This window comes from Mycolicibacterium sp. Y3, from assembly GCF_051188035.1.
GTDB lineage: Bacteria > Actinomycetota > Actinomycetes > Mycobacteriales > Mycobacteriaceae > Mycobacterium > Mycobacterium fluoranthenivorans.
In genome coordinates, this window is the sequence record NZ_JAVQLT010000001.1 from 1,674,910 (window position 1) to 1,694,862 (window position 19,953).

19 protein-coding genes are annotated in these 19,953 nt (G+C 66.9%); 4 read left to right on the forward strand and 15 right to left on the reverse strand.

Translation table 11 applies throughout. The annotated features are described in order from the left end of the window. Nucleotide 1: 1 nt before the first annotated feature. From QN239_RS08295 to QN239_RS08330, 8 genes are all read right to left on the reverse strand, one after another. Nucleotides 2-1,732, reverse strand: a complete 1,731-nt coding sequence (locus tag QN239_RS08295; protein ID WP_499009443.1) for a phytoene desaturase family protein — start codon at nucleotides 1,730-1,732, stop codon at nucleotides 2-4. 1 nt (nucleotide 1,733) lies between these two features. Next, nucleotides 1,734-2,060, reverse strand: coding sequence for a RedY/HapK family protein (locus QN239_RS08300; protein WP_499009444.1), 327 nt, complete (start codon nucleotides 2,058-2,060; stop codon nucleotides 1,734-1,736). 1 nt (nucleotide 2,061) lies between these two features. Beyond that, nucleotides 2,062-3,498: an aminobutyraldehyde dehydrogenase gene (locus QN239_RS08305; RefSeq protein WP_499009446.1), complete on the reverse strand. Its 1,437-nt coding sequence runs from the start codon at nucleotides 3,496-3,498 to the stop codon at nucleotides 2,062-2,064. Next, entirely contained in the window at nucleotides 3,495-4,097 is a 603-nt protein-coding gene (locus tag QN239_RS08310; RefSeq protein ID WP_499009448.1) for a TetR/AcrR family transcriptional regulator, read from the reverse strand. Before QN239_RS08310 ends, QN239_RS08305 begins: the two co-directional genes overlap by 4 nt. A gap of 97 nt (nucleotides 4,098-4,194) precedes the next feature. Further along, a complete protein-coding gene (locus QN239_RS08315) occupies nucleotides 4,195-5,742 on the reverse strand; it encodes an APC family permease (protein WP_499009451.1) in 1,548 nt (515 codons plus the stop codon). 88 nt (nucleotides 5,743-5,830) lie between these two features. Next, entirely contained in the window at nucleotides 5,831-6,835 is a 1,005-nt protein-coding gene (gene dmpG / locus QN239_RS08320; RefSeq protein ID WP_499009453.1) for a 4-hydroxy-2-oxovalerate aldolase, read from the reverse strand. Continuing rightward, complete coding sequence (locus tag QN239_RS08325; protein ID WP_499009455.1) at nucleotides 6,832-7,782, reverse strand: acetaldehyde dehydrogenase (acetylating); 951 nt, start codon at nucleotides 7,780-7,782, stop codon at nucleotides 6,832-6,834. Before QN239_RS08325 ends, dmpG begins: the two co-directional genes overlap by 4 nt. Before the next feature lie 37 nt (nucleotides 7,783-7,819). Next, a complete protein-coding gene (locus tag QN239_RS08330) occupies nucleotides 7,820-8,782 on the reverse strand; it encodes a hypothetical protein (RefSeq protein ID WP_187096764.1) in 963 nt (320 codons plus the stop codon). A gap of 150 nt (nucleotides 8,783-8,932) precedes the next feature. On the opposite strand from QN239_RS08330, the gene QN239_RS08335 reads away from it, so the two are divergent. Continuing rightward, the gene (locus QN239_RS08335) at nucleotides 8,933-9,706 is read left to right on the forward strand and encodes an IclR family transcriptional regulator (protein WP_499009457.1); all 774 of its coding nucleotides are present in this window, start codon (nucleotides 8,933-8,935) and stop codon (nucleotides 9,704-9,706) included. Continuing rightward, nucleotides 9,703-10,458, forward strand: a complete 756-nt coding sequence (locus QN239_RS08340) for an SDR family NAD(P)-dependent oxidoreductase (protein WP_499009458.1) — start codon at nucleotides 9,703-9,705, stop codon at nucleotides 10,456-10,458. Before QN239_RS08335 ends, QN239_RS08340 begins: the two co-directional genes overlap by 4 nt. A gap of 75 nt (nucleotides 10,459-10,533) precedes the next feature. Here the strand turns inward: QN239_RS08340 and QN239_RS08345 are convergent, their stop codons facing one another. The 7 genes from QN239_RS08345 to efeU all read right to left on the reverse strand — a co-directional run bounded on the left by QN239_RS08345 (nucleotide 10,534) and on the right by efeU (nucleotide 17,659). Continuing rightward, on the reverse strand, nucleotides 10,534-11,715 hold the full coding sequence (locus QN239_RS08345; RefSeq protein ID WP_499009460.1) for a Dyp-type peroxidase: 1,182 nt from the start codon (nucleotides 11,713-11,715) through the stop codon (nucleotides 10,534-10,536). Next, nucleotides 11,708-12,184: a copper chaperone PCu(A)C gene (locus tag QN239_RS08350; protein WP_499009463.1), complete on the reverse strand. Its 477-nt coding sequence runs from the start codon at nucleotides 12,182-12,184 to the stop codon at nucleotides 11,708-11,710. The genes QN239_RS08345 and QN239_RS08350 overlap by 8 nt, the downstream gene beginning before the upstream one ends. Then, nucleotides 12,177-13,529, reverse strand: a complete 1,353-nt coding sequence (locus QN239_RS08355; RefSeq protein WP_499009465.1) for a PepSY-associated TM helix domain-containing protein — start codon at nucleotides 13,527-13,529, stop codon at nucleotides 12,177-12,179. The genes QN239_RS08350 and QN239_RS08355 overlap by 8 nt, the downstream gene beginning before the upstream one ends. Before the next feature lie 111 nt (nucleotides 13,530-13,640). Continuing rightward, complete coding sequence (locus QN239_RS08360; protein WP_499009466.1) at nucleotides 13,641-14,177, reverse strand: hypothetical protein; 537 nt, start codon at nucleotides 14,175-14,177, stop codon at nucleotides 13,641-13,643. Nucleotides 14,178-14,201: 24 nt separating this feature from the next. Beyond that, nucleotides 14,202-15,533 carry an iron uptake transporter deferrochelatase/peroxidase subunit gene (gene efeB, locus QN239_RS08365; protein WP_499009469.1) on the reverse strand — a complete coding sequence of 444 codons (1,332 nt, stop codon included), beginning with the start codon at nucleotides 15,531-15,533 and terminating at the stop codon, nucleotides 14,202-14,204. Beyond that, entirely contained in the window at nucleotides 15,514-16,668 is a 1,155-nt protein-coding gene (gene efeO, locus QN239_RS08370; RefSeq protein ID WP_499009471.1) for an iron uptake system protein EfeO, read from the reverse strand. Before efeO ends, efeB begins: the two co-directional genes overlap by 20 nt. Before the next feature lie 58 nt (nucleotides 16,669-16,726). Further along, nucleotides 16,727-17,659: an iron uptake transporter permease EfeU gene (gene efeU / locus QN239_RS08375; protein WP_499009473.1), complete on the reverse strand. Its 933-nt coding sequence runs from the start codon at nucleotides 17,657-17,659 to the stop codon at nucleotides 16,727-16,729. A gap of 166 nt (nucleotides 17,660-17,825) precedes the next feature. Between efeU and QN239_RS08380 the strand changes: the two genes are divergently transcribed. Then, complete coding sequence (locus QN239_RS08380; RefSeq protein WP_499009475.1) at nucleotides 17,826-18,557, forward strand: lytic transglycosylase domain-containing protein; 732 nt, start codon at nucleotides 17,826-17,828, stop codon at nucleotides 18,555-18,557. A gap of 96 nt (nucleotides 18,558-18,653) precedes the next feature. Beyond that, complete coding sequence (gene eno / locus QN239_RS08385) at nucleotides 18,654-19,943, forward strand: phosphopyruvate hydratase (protein WP_263987805.1); 1,290 nt, start codon at nucleotides 18,654-18,656, stop codon at nucleotides 19,941-19,943. Nucleotides 19,944-19,953: the final 10 nt, after the last annotated feature.

The window sequence follows — 19,953 nt, forward strand, 5'->3', positions numbered from 1 at the left end:
GTCAGCGGACGCGCGCGGCGTACGCGGTGATCTTGCGCAGTGCGGGTTGGCGGGCCGCGCGGTAACCCACCCAGCGCCCGGGCTTGGTGGACATCAGGGTGCTGACGAGTCGCTGCTGCCACGGGGCTTTACGGCCACCGATTCTGGTGACGGTCACGCCAGCGGCGGCCGGGGTGCCCGCCGCGTCGGCCAGCGCGACCTTCGCCGCGTTGTGCCCGTTGGCGCCCATCACGCCGCCGCCGGGGTGGGTACCGGAACCACAGAGGTAGTAATTGCGCACGGGGGTGCGGTAATTCGACAGCTCGGGAATCGGGCGAGCCCCGAACAACTGATCGAGCATCATGCTGCCGTGGAAGATGTTCCCGTCGGTGATCAGGTACTCGTCGTTGAGGTCGTCGGGTGTGATGATGGCCCGGTCGAGGATGTGCTCACGCAGGTTGGGTGCATAGGTGAAGAGGTCCTCGAGCACCAGGTCGGCCCACTTCTCCTTCTCCGCCGCCCATGTGGTGCCGGTCAGTTCCGACGGCAACTGCTGTATGCCGAGGGTCATCGTGTGCAGACCTGCCGGGGCCAGCGAGTCGTCGGTGACCGACTGCGTGACGGCTTCGATCACGAAGGTGCTCGGGAAGGTTCCGCGGCGTTGTGCTTCGTACGCCTCCTCGAAAGCCTCCCGGCTGGGCCCCAGCAGCTGATGTCCGTGATGCTGTGGTCCCGCGGTGGCATCGGGAAACGGGAGATAATGGGGCAATTCGTCGATCAGGAGATGGATCCTGGCCATCGACCCGCGGGTGTCGATACCCGCGACGTCGCGGACCAGTTTGGCCGGCAGCACGCCCGGCTCGATCAACTTGAGCAGGGATCGCTTGGGATCGGCGTTGGAGAAGATCTGCCTGGCGGTGATGACGGATCCGTCGGCCAGTTGCACCCCGGTGGCGGTTCCGCGTTCGACGACCACCTTCTCAACCGGGGTGGCGGTGCGGATCTCCGCGCCGTAGTGACGGGCACCGGCGGCCAGTGCGTCGCTGATGGCGCCCATGCCACCGCGGGCGAGGCCGAACTGCCCGAAGTTACCGTTGAATTCACCCCACGAATGGTGACCGTAGGTGTACGCGGTACCCGGCGAGGAGGGGCCGCCGAAGATCGATACCATCCCGAAGAACGTCAGCATGCTCTTGAGCCGCTCATCCTCGAAGTACCGGTCCAGCAGATCGCGCACCGAGAGCAGAGTGAACTCGTTGAACAGAGTCTGTTCACCCGCAGCTTCGAACGCAGCCAACACCTCCGAGCGCTGCGGCGGCGAGGCCAGCAGATAGGGCGTGACCAACCCGGCGAAACGCTGTAGGCGGACCCCGAAGTCGAGGAAAGCCTGGGCGTCGTTCTTGTTGATCTTCTCCAGTTCGCGCAGCGTACGGTCGGTCTCCTTCCACATCATGAAAGAGGTTCCGTCGCGGAACAGGCTGAACGACAGCGCATCACCTTGATACAGGTCCAGGCCGAACCTGGCCAGCTCTAGTTCGGCGATGATCTCCGGTCGCAGCAACCCGGCGATGAACGCGCACGAGGACCATTTGCTGCCGGGGATCAGTTCTTCGGTCACACAGGCCCCGCCGACCACCTGCCGGGCCTCCAGGACCAGTACTCGCTTCCCGGCGCGGGCCAGGTAATTGGCGGCCACCAGGCCGTTATGGCCCGCGCCGATGATGACGGCGTCGTAATCCGGTGTTGTGCTCATCTCAGATCTCCTGCGGTAGGGCTATTTTGCGGGTCAGCAGTGTCGAGACACTGCCGGGTTCGACCAGCTCGTCGAATTTCTCGACCACTGGGCGCAGTTCCGGTGCGGCGTCGCGAACCTGTTCCCATTCCGGCCACGAGGCGACGGTCATGACTTCGACGACATCGACGCCGGTGTGGCCGGCGGCCTCGACCAGATACACGTCGAAGTCGAGCACGACGTCGAAGGCCAGACAGGTCGGTCGGTCGAGCCCGGTCGAGAATTCCTCGAATTGTGCGGCGCTGACGCCGGGGCGGAGGCGGAACGTGTTGATCGCGCTCACTGGCATGTCAGGCGCTCTCACGGTTGATCATGACGTGCTTGATCTCGGTGTACTCCTCAAGGGCGTAGACAGACATGTCCTTACCGTTGCCGGACTGTTTGAATCCGCCGTGGGGCATCTCGGGCGTGACGGGAAGGTGGTCGTTGATCCATACCGTGCCGAACTGAAGATCGCTCGAAGCGGTCATCGCCCGGGCGATATCTTGGGTGAATACCGAAGCGGCAAGGCCGTATTCGGTATCGTTGGCCCAGCCGACGACATCGTCGCCGTCGTCGAACCTGGTGACCGAGGTGACCGGCCCGAACACTTCGGTGCTGACGATCTCATCGCCTTGTCGGGCGCCGACGACGACGGTGGGGGCGGTGTAGAAGCCGGTGCCGGGGTTGTCTCCCTGGATCAGTTCGGTGTGCCCGGTGGCTTTGGCCCGGTTGACGAAACCCTCGACGCGGTCGCGATGGGCTGCGGTGATGACCGGACCCATCGAGGTGTTCTCGTCGGCGATATCACCCAAATCGAGTTCCTTGACCGCCTTTTCGAGGCCGGCGACCAGTTCGTCGTGCACGGATGCATGAACGTAGAGCCGGGATGCGGCCATACAGTCCTGCCCGGAGTTGCAGAACGCACCTTCCATGATCTTGCCGACGGCCAGCGCGACGTCGGCGTCGGCGTACACCAGCACCGGTGCCTTGCCGCCGAGTTCGAGGTGCAGCCTCTTCAAGTTCGAGTCGGCGGAGGCGCGCATCAGGGCTCGCCCGGTCTCCACCGATCCGGTCAGCGACGACATCCGCACCTTCGGGTGGGCGACCAGCCGGGCACCGACGTCCTCGCCGTCACCGGTGACGACGTTGAACACGCCGGCAGGGAACAGGTCCTCGGCCAGCTCGGCGAGCCGCAGCACCGAAAACGGTGTGTGCTCGGAAGGCTTGAGCACCAACGTGTTTCCGGTGAGAAGTGCGGGCGAGATCTTCCAGATTGCCATCAGCAGCGGGTAATTCCACGGTGCAACGGAGCCGACGACCCCCAGCGGATCGCGCCGGATGATGCTGGTCTTGCCGCGGACGAATTCACCGGCCGCGCGGCCTTCCATGGTTCGGGCGGCACCGGCGAAGAACCGCAGGTGGTCCGGGATCATCTCCATTTCCTCGAGGGCCAGGCCGATCGGCTTGCCGACGTTGCGGGACTCGACCTCGGCGAGGGTGCGCTGATCGGCCTCGACCCGGTCGGCAAGGGCCAGGAACGCGCGGGCCCGTTCGCCCACGGGTGTCCTGGCCCACGCGGGGAAGGCCCGATGGGCGGCCTCTACCGCGCGATCGACGTCGGCCGTGCCACCGTGGGCGATTTCGGCGAAGGCCTCGCCGGTCGCGGGGGCGGGCACCTGATCGACGCCACCGTCGGCGGCACCGGCCCAGCTACCGTCGATGAACATTTTGCTGTGGAAGGTCATGACTGCTCCTTGGTCGGGGGTGTGCGTTGAGCGCGAGGTTGCGCCCCGCTGGCCGCCATGGTCAGCAGGTTGCGCACCTCTTCTTTCGGAATCGGTTGTTGCGCAATGGACATGTGCACCATCAAGCCCTCGACGACGACGTCGAGCAGCCGGGCGGTGGTGCGGTCGACGTGCTCGGCCAACGCATCCTCGGCGCGTTCCATCCATCGTTGGGTCAGCCGCCTGGTCTTCGGTCTGCGGACGGCGTCCCCGTAGAGCTCGTAGGTGACGGCAAGCTCGTTGGGATGCGCGGCGAGGTCGTCGGTGATGGCCGAGACGATGCACTCGATGAGATCGTCATCCTCGTGACAGGCCGCCAGTCGCGCCTCGAAGCGGCCGGCGAGTTTGTCGACGTGGGTTTCGAACGCGCTGTGCACGATGTCATCGAGGGTGGCGAAGTGATAGGTGATCGACCCCAGTGGCACGTCCGCGGCGTCACCGATGGCGCGGTGGGTGATACCCGCGACGCCGTCACGGGCGAGCACGTCCAGGGCCGAGACCACAATGCGTTCCTTTCTGTCCGGGTCGTGTCGTCGTGCCCGCCGCGGTGCGGATCCCATGCCCACTCCTTCGTTAAGAACATTCGTACGCATCGATGCGGACAAATGTACCTAACGACGGGTGGTCGGGCACGGCGAACGAAAAACTGTCGGGGTGCTAGAGCGCTTCGGGCGCGGGGTCGTCGAGGTCGCGCTCGTTGAGCGCATGTCCCACGAGTGCATAACGCGCCGGTGCGGCGACTCGCAGATAGACGCCGTAAGCGAGGCCCGCCAACAGGGCGAGGAACACCAACGAGACCATCAAGGCCGCCATCACGCCGTGCACACCGAGCAGGATGTCGAGGCTGTTCAGTGTCAGGACGAAGAACGCGCCGAGTCCGATCACCGCGAGGATCGGGGCGATGACGGTATTCCACTTGCGCTTGTCGACGTCGGATCTGCGGAAGAAGACGAAGATGGCGACGCCGGCGATCAGCTGCGACAAGATCACGCCGATGGTGCCGATACCGGTCGCCCAGGTGAACAGCGTGGCGAAGGGATCCTGGTCGAACAGGGCGAACAAGGCGATGACGATCCCGACGGTGACGCTCTGCACGATGGCAGCCACCCACGGCGTCTGTCGTTGCGGCAGCGTCCACCCGAGCGGCTTCCACACCAAGCCCTGCCTGCCGAGCGAGAACATGTACCGCGCGACGTTGTTGTGGAAGGTGACGATCGCCGCGAACGTCGCCGTCACGATCAGCACCTGGAAGATCAGCGAGATGTTGTGCCCGATGATGGCGTCGCTGGCCGCGAAGATGAAGTTGCCACCGGTCTCGTTGGCGATGCCGACCACCTTGTCCAGCCCCAGCGCGTTCATGATCAGCCAGCCCGAGACCGCGTAGAGGATGCCCATGAAGGCGATCGACAGATAGGTCGCGCGGGGGATGGTGCGGGCAGGGTCACGTGCTTCCTCGCCGTAGATCGCGGAACCCTCGAAACCGATGAAGGACGCGTGGGCGAACATCAGCGCGACACCGAGGGCGCCGCCGAACACCACGCTGGGTGCGAACGGTTGCAGCGAGAAGTCGGACACCGGGACGGCATCGCCGAAGAGACTGAACGCACTCAGGATGGTGATCATCGTGACTTCCAGCGTCATGAACACCCCGAGCACCTTCGCTCCTGAGTGCACCCCCTGGACACCAAGGCCCAGACACAGCAGGAGGGCGACGAATGCATAGGCCCACCAGGGGATGTTCACCCCCAGTCTGGGGTTGATCAACTCGCTTGCGTAGTAGCCGAAGCCGCCGTACAGCCCGGCCTGAATCGCGTTGTAGGCGAAGATCGCCAGCGAGGCCGACCCCAACCCGGGGATTCGGCCGAGGCCGAGCGTGACATAGGCGTAGAAGGCGCCCGCATTGGTGACGTGTCTGCTCATCGCCACGTAGCCGACCGCGAAGATCATCAGCACCACCGCGGCGATGACGAACGCTCCCGGCATACCGATTCCGTTGCCTGACCCGATGATGATCGGGTACAGCGCCACCACCACAGTCAGCGGTGACGCCGCGGCGATGATGTAGAAGAAGATGCTCGGCACGCCGAGACTGTTCTCTTTGAGTCCGTGGTTTCGCCGCCCGACAGGCGGTGACGTGCCGGGTGGTGACGACGACGCCGTCGTCGAGGGCCGCTGTGGCGGTAGTGACTGGGTGACGTTCTCCATGGTCGTTCATCTCTCGTGAAATGGGCAGCTGATGTTTCGCGGGGAAACCAACCTCTTCTGCGAACCGGAGATTGGGTGAAGAGTTAGCTCACCTCCTCATCTCGAGTGCGAGGTCGATGAGCAGGTCTTCTTGGCCGCCGACCATCGACCTGCGGCCGGCCTCGACCAGCAGGTCGCGGGTCGAGACGCCCACCTCGGCTGCGACGCGTTCGGCGTGCAGCAGGAAGCTGGAGTACACCCCGGCGAACCCGAGTGTCAGCGTTTCCCGGTCGACGCGCACGGGCCGCTGTTGTAGGGGTCGGACGATATCGTCGGCGGCGTCCATCAGGGCGTACAGATCGCAGCCGTGATTCCAGCCGTTGAGTTCGGCGACGGCGATGAACACCTCCAACGGGCAGTTGCCTGCCCCCGCGCCCAGTCCGGTGAGTGAGGCGTCGACGCGATGCGCGCCCTCCTCGACCGCGGTGAGCGAATTGGCCACTCCCAGAGCGAGATTATGGTGTGCGTGCACGCCGATCGACGTCGTCGGCGCCAGCACGTCGCGGTAGGCCCGGACCCGGTCCCGGACGCCCGTCATGGTCAGCCGACCGCCAGAGTCGGTGACATAGACACACTGCGCGCCGGCATCTTCCATGATTCTCGCCTGGGTGGCCAGCCGATCGGGCGGGCTGAGGTGCGACATCATCAGGAACCCGGCGACATCGAGGCCCAGGTTGCGGGCGGTCGCGATATGTTGGCGGGCGATATCGGCTTCGGTGCAGTGGGTGGCGACCCGTACCGAGCGCACCCCGAGGTCGACCGCCGCCCGCAGATCGTCCAGGGTGCCGATGCCGGGGATGAGAAGTGTTGTCAGCCGCGCTGTTTGGATGACGTCGGCGGCGGCCGCGATCCAGTCGGTGTCGCCATGTGCGCCGGCTCCGTAGGTCAGGCTGCCACCGGCCAATCCGTCGCCGTGCGCGACCTCGATGGCAGCCACCCCAGAGCTGTCGAGAGCGCCGGCGATACGCCTGACGTCGGTGAGGCTGAAGGAATGACCGACGGCATGCATGCCATCGCGAAGCGTGACGTCCTGGACGTATATCTCGGCGGTCATCGCGCCGGCTCCGGAAGTGCGCCGAGACCGACCATGCCTTCGGCGACCTGGACCGCAGCGGCGGTCATGATGTCCAGGTTGCCCGCGTAGGCGGGCAGGTAGTCGGCAGCACCCGTCACTTCGAGGAATACCGTCACCTGGACCAGATCGGCATCCCGGCAGGCGGCCCCGGCCAGTCTGCGTCGTGGATCACGCTGTGGCACAGGAGATATCAAGACCTCCTGGGCAAGTCGGTATCCCGGCACGTAGCGGGAGACACCGGCAACCATGGCGGTGACCGCCGAGGTGATCACCGCGTCGTCCGTTGCGGACACCAGTGCGGCGACGGTGTCGCGCATGAGCATCGGCGGCTCGGCGGGGTTCAGCACGATGATCGCCTTGCCGCGGGCAGCACGGCCCACGGTCTCGATGGCGCGTGCTGTGGTGGCGGTGAATTCGTCGATATTGGCCCGCGTTCCCGGACCCGCGGACCGCGACGAGATGGACGCCACGATCTCGGCGTAGTGGACATCGGTGACACCTGCCAGGGCTGCGATCACCGGAATGGTGGCCTGACCGCCACACGTGACCATGTTGAGGTTGCGGTGGCCGGTCAGGCTGGCCATGTTGACGGCGGGGACGACGAACGGCCCGATGGCGGCGGGAGTGAGGTCGATGACGCGTCTACCGGTCGGCGCCAGCTTCGCATCGTTGACGTGGTGGGCATCGGCGCTGGTGGCGTCGAACACCACGTCGATCTCGTCGAAGACGGCCAGCCGCAGCAGCCCGTCCACGCCGTCAGCGGTGACCGTCACGTCGAGCGCCGCCGCTCGCGCGAGACCGTCGCTGGCCGTGTCTATTCCGGCCATCGCGGCGACGTCGAGGACTTCCGAGCGGCGCAACTTGACCAACAGGTCGGTGCCGATATTGCCTGAGCCGATGATCGCGGCCCGTGGACGATGGGTCACTTCTTCCTTCTGTTCGTCAGTTTCGGGTGCCGCGGGGTCAGTGGGACAGAGCGTGGGCGGCTCTGCGGGGATTGGGTGACACCGTGACATCGGGGGCGCTGCGCTGGACGAGTTCGTTCAGGATGGCAGCGTGGCGAACCTTGTGCCGGATGAGTTCCTCGTGGAACTCGGGCCGGACCCAGCCGTTGTACATGACGGCCTCTGATTCACCGGGCTCGATCTTGAAGTAGACGGGCCCGGCGACGCGGGCGATATCGCCGGCCTCCCAGAGCCGGTTCATCCCACCGAAGGATTCGAAGGTTTCGGCCCAGACATCGAGCGGGATGTCGATCGAATGCCGGATGGCCGCGAGCATGGGGCGGCTCAGATCGCCGACCGGATTGACGCTGTCCGCGCCGAGGTCCTGCAGAATCCTGATGGAGGCAGGGTTGGCGTGGCCGGCGTAGACCGAGATCTTGAACTTGGCGTCGGCGGGGATCTGGCCGGCGTCACGCGCTTTGTTCAGGATGTCGAGCACACCTTCGTCCCACACCAGCACGCCGCGGATACCGGTGGCGAAGATCCTGAGGTAGTCATCAAGCAGGTATCGGACGTTGTCGAGGCCGCGCACCCGTCGTCCACCCGCCTGGCCCTCGCTGCTGAGTGCCTGACGCCCGAGATCCCAGCCGGTGCGGGGGCCGGGGACGGCGATCAGTTCGATGTCGTTCTCGGCCGCCAGGGCGGCGACGTCGCTCAGCTCTCCGGTGGTGAGCAGCGTGGTGCCGCCACCGAAGGCGATGATGCGATGAATGAAGACGCCTTGCTTGTCCGCTTCGTCGAGCAATGCCTGCAGAGTCGAAAGACGTTCCACCCCAGAGATTTCCAATCGGTACTTCCCGCCGTCGTCGAATGCCTTCACCGACGGGGTGAGGGCGTAGTCGTCGGCCGCCAGGAGGTTTTGCGAAGCCAGGATGGCGGCTCCGTCGACCTTGGGTGTGCGGCTGTCGGCTGCGGTGGGCATCGCGTCTCCTTCGGGTAATGGATAGCGCATATCAATATTTCACTGGGTGACAATCATCTGCGCTGAGTGAAATGTGGGAGTCGGCGGACCGTCTGTCAACAGGAAGCGACGGTTCGTTTGGTTTCGCTGGATGCTGGTAACCTTCACTGAGTGAAAACCACAGCGGCTGCCGAGAAACCGTCCACTCTGATCGGTGTCGAGCGCACGGCCAGAATCCTGACAGCGGTGGCGGATTCCGAGGTTGGAAATCTGGCCGAGATATCAAGGCGCACAGAGCTGAACGAAGCCACCGTGCTGAGGTATCTGAACAGTCTGTCCGCGCTCGGCTACGTCGAACGGTTCAATGCAAACCAATACCGCTTGGGCTGGGAGATCTTCCGGCTCGGGCAGCGGGCGTTCTCCAATCAGGTTCCCGCCGATGCGGTGTTACCCACCATGGAGCGCCTGATGAACGAATTCAACGAGACGGTGAACTTCGCCGCACACAAGGACCGCAGCGTCGTCATCCTCGACGTCGTCGAGGGCAAACGAGCGGTCACCAAGGTCAGTGACGTCGGGCAGACCGATCCCTGGCACGCCTCTGCATTGGGCAAAGCGCTCCTGGCCACGATGCCGGACAGCGTCTGGCGGGACATCGTCGCCTCGGCCGGGCTGCCCGAGTTGACCAGCCACACGATCACATCGATGAAGAAGATGGCAACCGAGATCAATGACATCCGCGAAAAGGGCTTCGCGGTCGATCGCGAAGAGGCGGCGGAGGAACTGACCTGTGTGGCCGCAGCCGTGCCCGCACCCAACGGCGGATCCTCCCGCTATGCGCTGAGCATCAGCTTCCTGACACACCGATTGGATCCGGAGAACCTGGAGCATGCGGGCGCCCGGGTGATTGCCGGTGCCCGTGAGATCGCGGCCAAGCTTCAGTGACGCTCCGCCTCGACGGCAAGGCCGTCGTGGTCACCGGAGCAACCTCCGGGATCGGTTGGGCGACGGCGCTGCGACTGCATGCCGAAGGTGCGTGCGTCCTGGTGACGGGCCGGGACCCCGGTCGCGGACGGGATCTGGTCCACGCCTTGGGCGACCGCGTGGAGTTCGTTGCGGCCGATCTCACCGATCCGGAGGCGCCCGATGTGGTGCTGAGGGCATGTGTCGAGTCGTTCGGTGCCGTCGACGGGCTGGTCAACAATGCGGCGCTCGACCACACCGCGGCGTTCGAGTCGGCCGAGCTGGCCGATATCCGAAAAGTATTCGAGGTGAACACATTCAGCGTCATCGCCATGATGCAGGCTGCGGTGCGGTCCATGGATGGGCGCGGCGGTTCGATCATCAATGTGACATCCCGGCTGGCCTATGCAGGCGTGCCGACGATGGCCGTGTACGCCGCGTCCAAGGGTGCGATACACGCACTCACCCTGACGGCGGCCGTTGAACTGGCGCCCCGAGGGATCCGGGTGAACGAGGTCGCGCCCGGGATGACGAAGACGCCGCTCTTCGATGCCTGGCTGGCTGATCTGCCAGATCCCGCCGGCACCGAGCGCGATGTCGTGTCGGCGATACCCGCGGGGCGGTTGGCGGCACCGCAGGACGTTGCGGCAGCAGTCGCTTACCTGGCATCGGACGATGCCGGTTACGTCACGGGAACCACCATCCGGGTCGATGGCGGATACACGGCACAGTGACGGATCGTTCGGGGCAGCGAATTACCGATGTGTCGCGCAAGCGGCCACTCCGTGACCGCGGCCTCGTTGATGCGGTCAGTCCAATAACGACTGCCCCAGATAGCCGCCGTTGGTACCCGGCAGGATCGCGAACGTCGCGGTACCGATCGTGGTGACCCATCGGTTCAACGCATCGGCAGCCGCGAGCCGGCGCTGCACCGGCACGAAACTCCGCCCCGGGTCGCGCTGGTAGACCGCGAAGAGCAGCCCGCTGTCGGTGGTGGCGCCCGGTGGCGGCGGGTCGTCGTAGTTGTACGGCCGCCGCAGCATCAGCTCGTCCTCAGTCCGGTGCCGGGCCAGGGCGATATGCGCGTTGGGGGGGATCACCGGGATACCACCGACCTGCGCGGTGAGATCGGCCTGGTCGGACTCGCGTTCTCCCGTCAGCGGCGCACCGGTGTCCAGGCGGCGACCGACCGCGAATTCCTTGCTCTCCCGGTCTAATTCGTCCCAGGCGTCCATCTCTGCTCGGATTCGCCGGAGCACCAGCACCGTGCCGCCGGCGAACCACGGCTGCCGGCCGCCGTCGTCCCAGACGTGCCGGTCGAATTCGGCCGGCTTCCGCAGATTCGCGGTGCCGTCGACTTGACCCATCAGGTTCCGCATGGTGGCTCCAGACCGGTCGGCCCCGGCGGCATGCCGGAATCCGCTTTGCCGCCACCGTGGTACGACAAAGCGTCGCACATTCTTCAGCAGCACCCGGGCCGCGTGCGCCAGCGCCACCGGGTCCTCGGCGCAGAGCTGGAGTAACAATTCTCCTCCGCACCACCGCGGATCGAGCCGGTCGGTACCGAACCCGGGCATCTCGTACACCGTGGCCGGCAGCCGGTGCGCCAGCCCGGCCCGCACGAACACCGCGGGCCCGAGTCCGACGGTGACGGTGAGCCGGGCCGGGCGCAGTGCCAGTTCGGGTTCGGTATCGGCCAGGGCCGGCACCCCCTGGGTGAGCCGCGCGGCGTCGGCGCTCCACAACTTGAGCACCGCGGTCAACTGATCCCGGCCTGCGCCGGGCACCAGGTCGAGCGCGATGAACAAGGCGTGGGCCTGCGCCGCGGTGGCGATCCCGGCTTGGTGCGTTCCGCGGAACGGTTCGACGGAGGTGCCGAAACCGCCCTGCGGCGTGGCTGATCGGGCCGCACCGCTCTGAGTCAGGGCTGCCCCGGCGGCGAGCGCGGCGGCGCCCCCGGTGAGGAGGCGCCGCCGGTTCATCTCAGCCATGCGATTGGTAGTGCTCGTTGGCGCCGGCGAAATCGCGGATCTGCGCGGTGACGTCAAGGGTGGAACCGTCCTCGAACGTCACCGTGACCGGCACATCGGCACCCGGGGACAGCGGTGCCTTGAGATCCATCAGCATCAGATGATCGCCACCGGGTACCAGATCGTGCGTCCCGGCCGGCGGTATCACGAGGCCACCGGGTTTCGGGTGCATGGTCTTGGTGCCGTTGGCATCGGCGGTGACCTCGTGCACCTCGACCCGGCCCGCGACCGGCGAGGTGGCGGACACGATCCGCGCCTCGTGGTGGCCGTTGTTCGCGAAAGTGCCGAACAGCGCCGCCATTCCGGAGTCGGCCGCGCTGGCCCACTGGTCCCGGACGGTGACTTCGGCAGCCATCGGCTGTTCCGGATGCGGAGTGGCGCAACCGGCCATCAACAGGGCCAGCATCAGCATGGCCAGCCGCCTACGCATCGGACCCGGCCTTCCCGCGCGTGATCGCGGCGATGCCGAGATCGACGATCACGAAGGCCGCCAACGGAATCCCGAACAGCGGGAGGAACCAGCCGAGTGCCACCGCGATGACCACCAGTGTGCCGGCTGCCCACGGGGAGAGCTTGCGCAGTCCACCCCGCAGCGGGGCCCTGCCGACCGCCCACGCCGACCCGCGCGTCGGGCGGCGCAGCCACCACATCCGGTACCCGCCGACGATGACGGCCACCAGCGCGACTGCGATACCGAGCAGGACCAGCTGATTGAGCAGACCGAACAGCAGGCCCATATGTGCCCGGATCCCCCAGTCGGCGAGCATGGCCACCACGGAGTAGTCCCGCCAGTAGTCCAGCGTGCTGATCACCGAACCGGTGGCCGGATCCACGGTGGCGGCGTTGGTGGTCAGCCGGTAGGGCTTGTCTTGTTCGGTCACGGTGACACCCGCACCGGCTTCGGGGGCCAGGGCCACCTCGACCGGCAGCCGCACCCCGGCGCCTGCCGCCGCGTGCACCACCGCGTCGTAATCGATGCCGGCCGGATCGACGGTGGCCGTCGAGGTCGGCGCCGGATCCATCGTGGGCCGTTGCCAATTCAGTGCGGTGCGGATATCGCTGACGTGGGCTCCGGCGTAGGTGGACCAGGTGATACCGGTGGCCGACAGGAACAGCAGACCGGCCAGCAGCCACACCCCGGTGGCCCCGTGCCAGTTCAGCGTGCGGGCGCGGCCCTTGAGTCCGCGAGCCACCGTGAAGACACGGCTGCGGCGGAACAGCCACAGGCACAGTCCGCCGAGCGCCACCACCCACAGCCATGAGGCCGCGACCTCGCTGTAGATCCGGCCGGGCTCACCGAGCTGAAGGTGGCGGTGCAGCCCGTCCAGGAAGGTGCTGACCGGTAGGTAGCCCAGCCAGGTCGGCTCGTCGCCGAGCACCCGGGCGGTGTACGGGTCGACGAAGACGGCCCGCCGGAATTCCTCGTCGAGGGCGGGATCGGCGAAGTAGATCCGGGTGGACTCACCCGTCTCGGCCGAGGGCCGCATCCCGGTCATGGCCAGGTGCGGATACGCGTTGCGGGCGGCGGCGGCCTGATCGGCCAGTGGCACCGGCCGGCCGGACGGCTCGACACGGAGCAGGTCGCCGTAGGCGAGGCGTTCGATGGTCGGAGCCATCGCGTACAGCCCGCCGGTGACGGCGGCGACGACGATGAACGGGGCCACCAGGATGCCGGCGTAGAAGTGCAGCCGCATGAGCAGCGGGCGCCAGCTGCGCCGCGGCGGTGGTGGGGCGGTCGGGTTTTCGGGTACCGAGATTTCTTCGGGAAGGGTCATGTCGTGACTCTCTGAATCGCTGCGAAAGTGTGTGGGGCGCGCAGAGATGCGCGCAACGCGTACCACCGCAGCCCACGAGGCCATGCGGTGTCGGGTGCGGAGTGGTGACCGTTACGCGAAGGTGCGCGGCGGCGCGCGCATACCCAACCCCGGGCGCAGCAGCACGGGGCGGATGACGACGGGCTCGGCCCGCTGAACGGGCGGCGGAGTGGGTCTGGAGCTGCCGACCGCGAACAGGCGCAGCCAGGTCAGCAGGGTGGCGCAGACCGTGTAGAGGTGTTCGACCACCACGATCGACAGGCCCAGGACCACCGCGGCGGCGGTATGGGCGGCGATCATCGCCGGGGTCAGGCCCAACGCGGCACCGGCGTGGTGGTGGCCGCCGGTCACGGCCAGCGCGACGTGGCTGAGGAACTGTGCGGCGCACAGCGCGGTGAACACCGTCAGGCCCCGGGTGCAGCGGCCGGCCACGTCGACCGCCGCAACAGCGGCTCCGGCGGTGGCGCACACCAGCAGCGCCGCGACCAGCGCGGCGCCGTGCGGGACGGCTCCCGCCGCGCCCGCGTGGGCCGAGGTGGCCATCACCGCAGAACTCCCGCCGACCAGCCCGCCGCGCAACCAGAGCGCGCGGGCGTTCGGCGTGGTCATCGGCGGGACTTTACCGGGCGGAGATCAGGCGAAGATGCCCGAACCCCAATAGCCGGTTTTGTCGCCGTCCTTGAGCCCGGGCGGGCAGGCGAACACACCTGTGCCGTTGGTGAAGATGTACTCGTTGAGCGCGTCGGACGACATCTTGGAGATGACCGGGACGAAATGCGTCTTCGGGTTGCGAGTGAACGCGATGAAGAACAACCCCGCGTCCAGATGCCCGTAGCCGTCGGAGCCGTCGGTGAAGTTGTAACCGCGGCGCAGCAATTCGATGCCGCCGTTGTGGTCGGGATGCACCAGCCGCACATGGGCGTCGCGGTCGATCATCGGTTCGCCCTTGGCGTTCTTGAGGTCGAAGTCCAGCGGGGCGAATTCGTCGTCGTAGCCCAGCGGTGCACCGGTGCCCTTGGTGCGGCCGATCACCCGCTCCTGCTCTAGCAGGGTGGTCCGGTCCCAGGCCTCGATCCGGTTGCGGATCCGCCGGGTCACCAGATAGGTGCCGCCGGTGTGCCAGTCCGGGCCGTCACCGTCGGCCACCCACACGTTCTGATTGAGCTTGTCGGTGTCTTCGGCCTTGAGGTTGTTGGTCCCGTCCTTGAATCCCAACATGTTTCGCGGGGTGGACTGGTCCCGGGTGGTGGACGAGGTACGGCCGAAACCGAGCTGCGAGTACCGCACCGCCGCCGTGCCGAAGGCCACCCGTGCCAGGTTGCGCACCGCGTGCACGGCCACCTGTGGATCGGTGGCGCAGGCCTGGATACAGATGTCGCCGCCGCACCTGGCGGGGTCCAGATTCTCGTTGGTGAGCTTGGGAAGCGGAGCCAGGTCGACAGGTTTCTTGTCGGCGATGCCGAACCGGTCCTTACCGTCCTTGACGAAGAAGGTCGGGCCGAAGCCGATGGTCAGGGTCAGCTGTGAGGGTGGAAGGCCAAGGGCCTCACCGGTATCGGCGGGCGGCGCGTAGGGGTTCAGGCCGACCGCGCCGTCCTTGACGGCATCCTCGCCCCTGGTCATCCGCTCGGCCATCGCGGTCCACTCCTGCAGCATCGCCACCACGTCGTCGCGCTTGTCGGTGATGATGTCGAAGGTGCAGAAGTGCATCCGGTCCTGGGCCTCGGTGATGATGCCGGCTTGCCGCTCGCCGCGGAACGGCACCGCGCCATGAGGTTCCCAGTCGCCGCCGCGGGTGCTGGTGGCCGAGGCGCGCCCGGCCAGTGCGCCCGCGCCGGCCGCGCCGACGACTGCGGCCGTGACACCCGCTGCGCCGAACAGTTTGCGCCGGGAAAGCCCCTGGCGCGGGGTGTCCACGACGAGTACTTCCGGACCGCCTTCGGGGTTACTGGGGTGCGATGACACCCTGCACCTGACTTACCTCCTTGGACAGCGCGTCGATGGCGCGGGACAGCTCTTGGCGCTGCGGTTCGGTGACGGTGTCGTAGAGCACGAAGCCGTCGCCCTTGTGGTACTTCGCCAGCAGCGCTTCGACATTGGCGAATTGCTCGTCCACCCGCTTGCCCAGGTCGGGGTTGCGCTCATCGAGGATGGGCCGCACCGAGGCCACCGCGGTCTGCGAACCCTGCACGTTGGCGTTGAAATCCCACAGGTCGGTGTGGCTGAAGATGTCCTCTTCGCCGCTGATCTTGCTGGCGCTGATCTCGTCGAGCAGACCCTGCGCGCCACCGGCGATCTTGGTGGAGTCGATGGTCCAGTCCGGCGCCTTGACCCCGGCGTCGAGTTCCTTCACATCGGCGAGCAGCTGGTCGGCCAGCGCATTCGCGTCGGGCTGCAACCCGGTGACCCACAGCTGCTTCTCCAGGGCGTGGAAACCGGTCCATTTCTGGCCCGGCTCCAGATCGGCCTCGCGCAGGTCGATACGCGGGTCCAGATCGTTGGGGAAGGACTCGGCGACCGGCTCGATGCGCTCGTAGTAGGTACGGGCGATCGGGTACTGGGCCTTGGCCGCGTTGACATCACCCTTCTTGACGGCGTCGACGAACAGCTGGGTGGCCGGGATCAGCGCGTCGGTCTGGCTGTTGACGTACCGCTTGTAGTTGTCGGCGGCTTCCTTGAACTTGCCCTGCGTGTCGACCTGCACGGTGTCGCCGGTGACCTTGAAGTCGCCGCGGATGCCGTCGCCGATCATGCCCGGCTTGCACGCCGTCTGGTAGGTGCCCGGCTCGGCCAGCTGGACGATCAGCTTGCGCTGCAGCCCGGGGGAGATGTTCTCCACCTCGCCCATCACCCGCTCGCCCTCGCCGTACACGTAGAACTCGGTGACCTTGGTGCCGTTGTTGGTGATGTTGAACGTCGTCGCACCGGTCTTGCCCTCGGTACCCGACAGCTCGCACTTGTCGTCGGAGGCGGTGACGGTGATCTCCGCCGGCCCGCCGGCCTTCGCGGGATCGCTGCTGTTGGCGCTTTCCTTCGCGGTGCACCCGGCCAGGGCAAGCCCGGCCAACAGCGCTGCTGTCAGGGCGGTGCGATTGTTCACGTGGTCGACCTTTCGATGCTTTTCTGCGGTGGCGGACGGTTCCGGAGCCGGGACCGTGTCAGTGTTCGATTCGGGCGTCGGTGTTCGATTCGGCCGACGTGTCGTCGGGCGTGGGGGCGTCACCCGATGCGGCCGGCGCCTTGGTGGGCCGCAGAAACACCGCGAGCACCAGGACCAGGTAGGCCAGCCACGCCCCGAACTGCAGCACGGTGGGGGTGGGTGTGACGTTGAAGACGCCCTGGATCACCTGCCCGTACCAGGACGACCAGTTGAACCACGAGCTGATGTCGAAGGCCTTCCTGCCCAGGCCCGGCAGCCAGCCGACGGTCTGCAGGGCGCCCACGCCGTAGGACAGGATGCCGGCGGCGACGAGGATCAGGAACACGGCCGTGTACTTGAAGAACGTGGCCAGGTTGATGCGGACCGCTCCGGCGTACATCGCGTAGGCGATGGCGATGGCGATCAGCACGCCCACCACCAGGCCGACCAGTGGCCAGAGCGTCTCGGCCTCGGCGAAGCCGACCATGAACAGCGCCGTCTCCACGCCCTCGCGGCCCACGGCCAGGAAGGCCAGGCTCGTGACCGCGAGCCCGCCGGTCTCCAGGGCGCGGGCCATCCCCGTTTTCAACTCGCCCGACAGACTGGCCGCCGCGGATTTCATCCAGAGCACCATGGTGGTGACGATGACGACGGCGACCAGCGAGGCCACCCCGGCGATGGCCTCGGCACCCAGCCCCGACACCGTGTAGGCGCTGAACTGGATGGTGAGGAACACCCCGAGAGTCATCGCGATGGCCCCGGCCACGCCCAGCCACACCCACTTGAGTGCGTCGCGGCGGCCGGATTTGACCAGGAACGCGATCAGAATCGACACGACGATGCTGGTTTCCAGGCCTTCGCGCAGACCTATGAGCCCGCTGCCGAAAAGCTGTGAGGTGATATTGGGTGCAGCGGCCAGAACGCTGGCCGGAAGTTCTGCCGATGCCGTCATTCAGTCGTCCTCGCTACCCAATTTCGCACCCAAGCTTTGCCTTGCCAAAGATAGGTGTGGCGTACCTTATCAGGGGCGGTCTCGGTGGGGGACGGTCGTGTGACTGAATGGGATCGCCGCCGGCGCGTGGGACGATGGCACCAAGTGAAACGGTTTGAGGAGTCCGGTGTCGCCAGTGCGTTGGCTACGGGCTGTCGCGGTGATCGGCGCGACGGCCCTGTTGATGGCCTCGAGCTGTTCCTGGCAGACGGGCATCCCGATCCCGGACGGCGTGCCGCCGCCGGCGGGTGATCCCGTCCCGCAGGTCGACACCCACGCGGCCGGCCGGCCGGCCGACCCCCTGCACGCCTGGGCGGCCCAACGCGCACCGGCTCTGGGGATCCCGGTGACGGCGCTGGAGGCCTATGCGTACGCCGCCCGGGTCGCCGAAGTGGAGAACCCCAAATGCCACCTGTCCTGGCCCACGTTGGCCGGTATCGGAATGGTCGAGAGTCATCACGGCACCTATCGCGGGGCCACGGTCGCGCCGAATGGTGATGTGCGGCCGCCCATCCGAGGCGTCCAATTGGACGGCACCATGGGGAACCTGAAGATCCCCGATACCGACGGCGGTGCGCTGGACGGCGACTCCACCATGGACCGCGCGATGGGCCCCATGCAGTTCATCCCCGAGACGTGGCGGCTGTACGGCGTCGATGCCAACAACGACGGCGTGGTCAGCCCGGACAACATCGACGACGCCGCGCTCTCGGCGGCGGGTTATCTGTGCTGGCGCGGCAAGGACCTGTCGACCCCGCGGGGCTGGATGGACGCGCTGCGCGCCTACAACCTGTCCGACCAGTACGCCCGCTCGGTCCGGGACTGGGCGACCGCGTACGCCGCCGGGCATTCCCTGTAGTGCATGACTGGGGCACACCGCGCCGAGGATCAACCTTTAGGCTCTTGGTTGAGCGCATGAACCGTCAGCCCAGTCCGTCACTCCCAGGAGGAACCCGTGCCCATCATCGAACAGGTCGGAGCCCGCGAGATCCTCGATTCGCGCGGTAACCCCACCGTCGAGGTCGAGATTGCCCTGATCGATGGCACCATCTCCCGCGCCGCGGTGCCCTCGGGCGCGTCGACCGGTGAGCATGAGGCGGTCGAACTGCGGGACGGCGGATCGCGCTACGGCGGCAAGGGCGTGGAGAAGGCCGTCGAGGCCGTGCTCGACGAGATCGCCCCGGCCGTCATCGGCCTGGCCGCCGACGACCAGCGGCTCGTCGACCAGGCGCTGCTGGATCTGGACGGCACGCCGGACAAGTCCCGGCTCGGCGCCAACGCCATCCTCGGTGTGTCCCTCGCGGTGGCCAAGGGTGCCGCCGAGGCTGCCGGGCTGCCGCTGTTCCGCTACCTCGGCGGGCCCAACGCGCACATCCTGCCCGTGCCGATGATGAACATCATCAACGGCGGGGCGCACGCCGACACCGGGGTCGACGTGCAGGAGTTCATGATCGCGCCGATCGGTGCACCGTCCTTCAAGGAGGCGCTGCGCTGGGGCGCCGAGGTCTACCACTCGCTCAAGTCCGTGCTCAAGAAGCAGGGTCTGGCCACCGGTCTGGGTGATGAGGGCGGCTTCGCGCCCGATCTGCCCGGCACCAGGGCGGCCCTCGATCTCATCGGTTCGGCCATCGAGGCGGCCGGCTTCAAGGTGGGCAGCGATATCGCGCTCGCGCTGGACGTGGCGGCCACCGAGTTCTACACCGACGGAACCGGGTACGCCTTCGAGAAGGAGACCCGCACCGCGGCGCAGCTGGCCGAGTTCTACGCCGGGCTGCTCGACGAATATCCGCTGGTCTCCATCGAGGACCCGCTGTCCGAGGACGACTGGGACGGCTGGGTGGCGCTGACCGCCGCCATCGGCGACCGCGTCCAGCTGGTGGGCGACGACCTGTTCGTCACCAACCCGGAGCGCCTGGAAGAGGGCATCGAGAAGGGTGCGGGCAACGCGCTGCTGGTGAAGGTGAACCAGATCGGCACTCTGACCGAGACGCTGGACGCCGTCGCGCTGGCGCACAACAGCGGCTACCGCACCATGATGAGCCACCGTTCCGGTGAGACCGAGGACACCACCATCGCCGACCTCGCGGTCGCGGTGGGCAGCGGCCAGATCAAGACCGGCGCCCCGGCCCGCAGTGAGCGCGTGGCCAAGTACAACCAGCTGCTGCGTATCGAGGAGACCCTCGGCGACGCCGCGCGCTACGCCGGGGACCTGGCTTTCCCGCGCTTCTCGCCTGCGAGCCAGTAGCTTCGGTCCT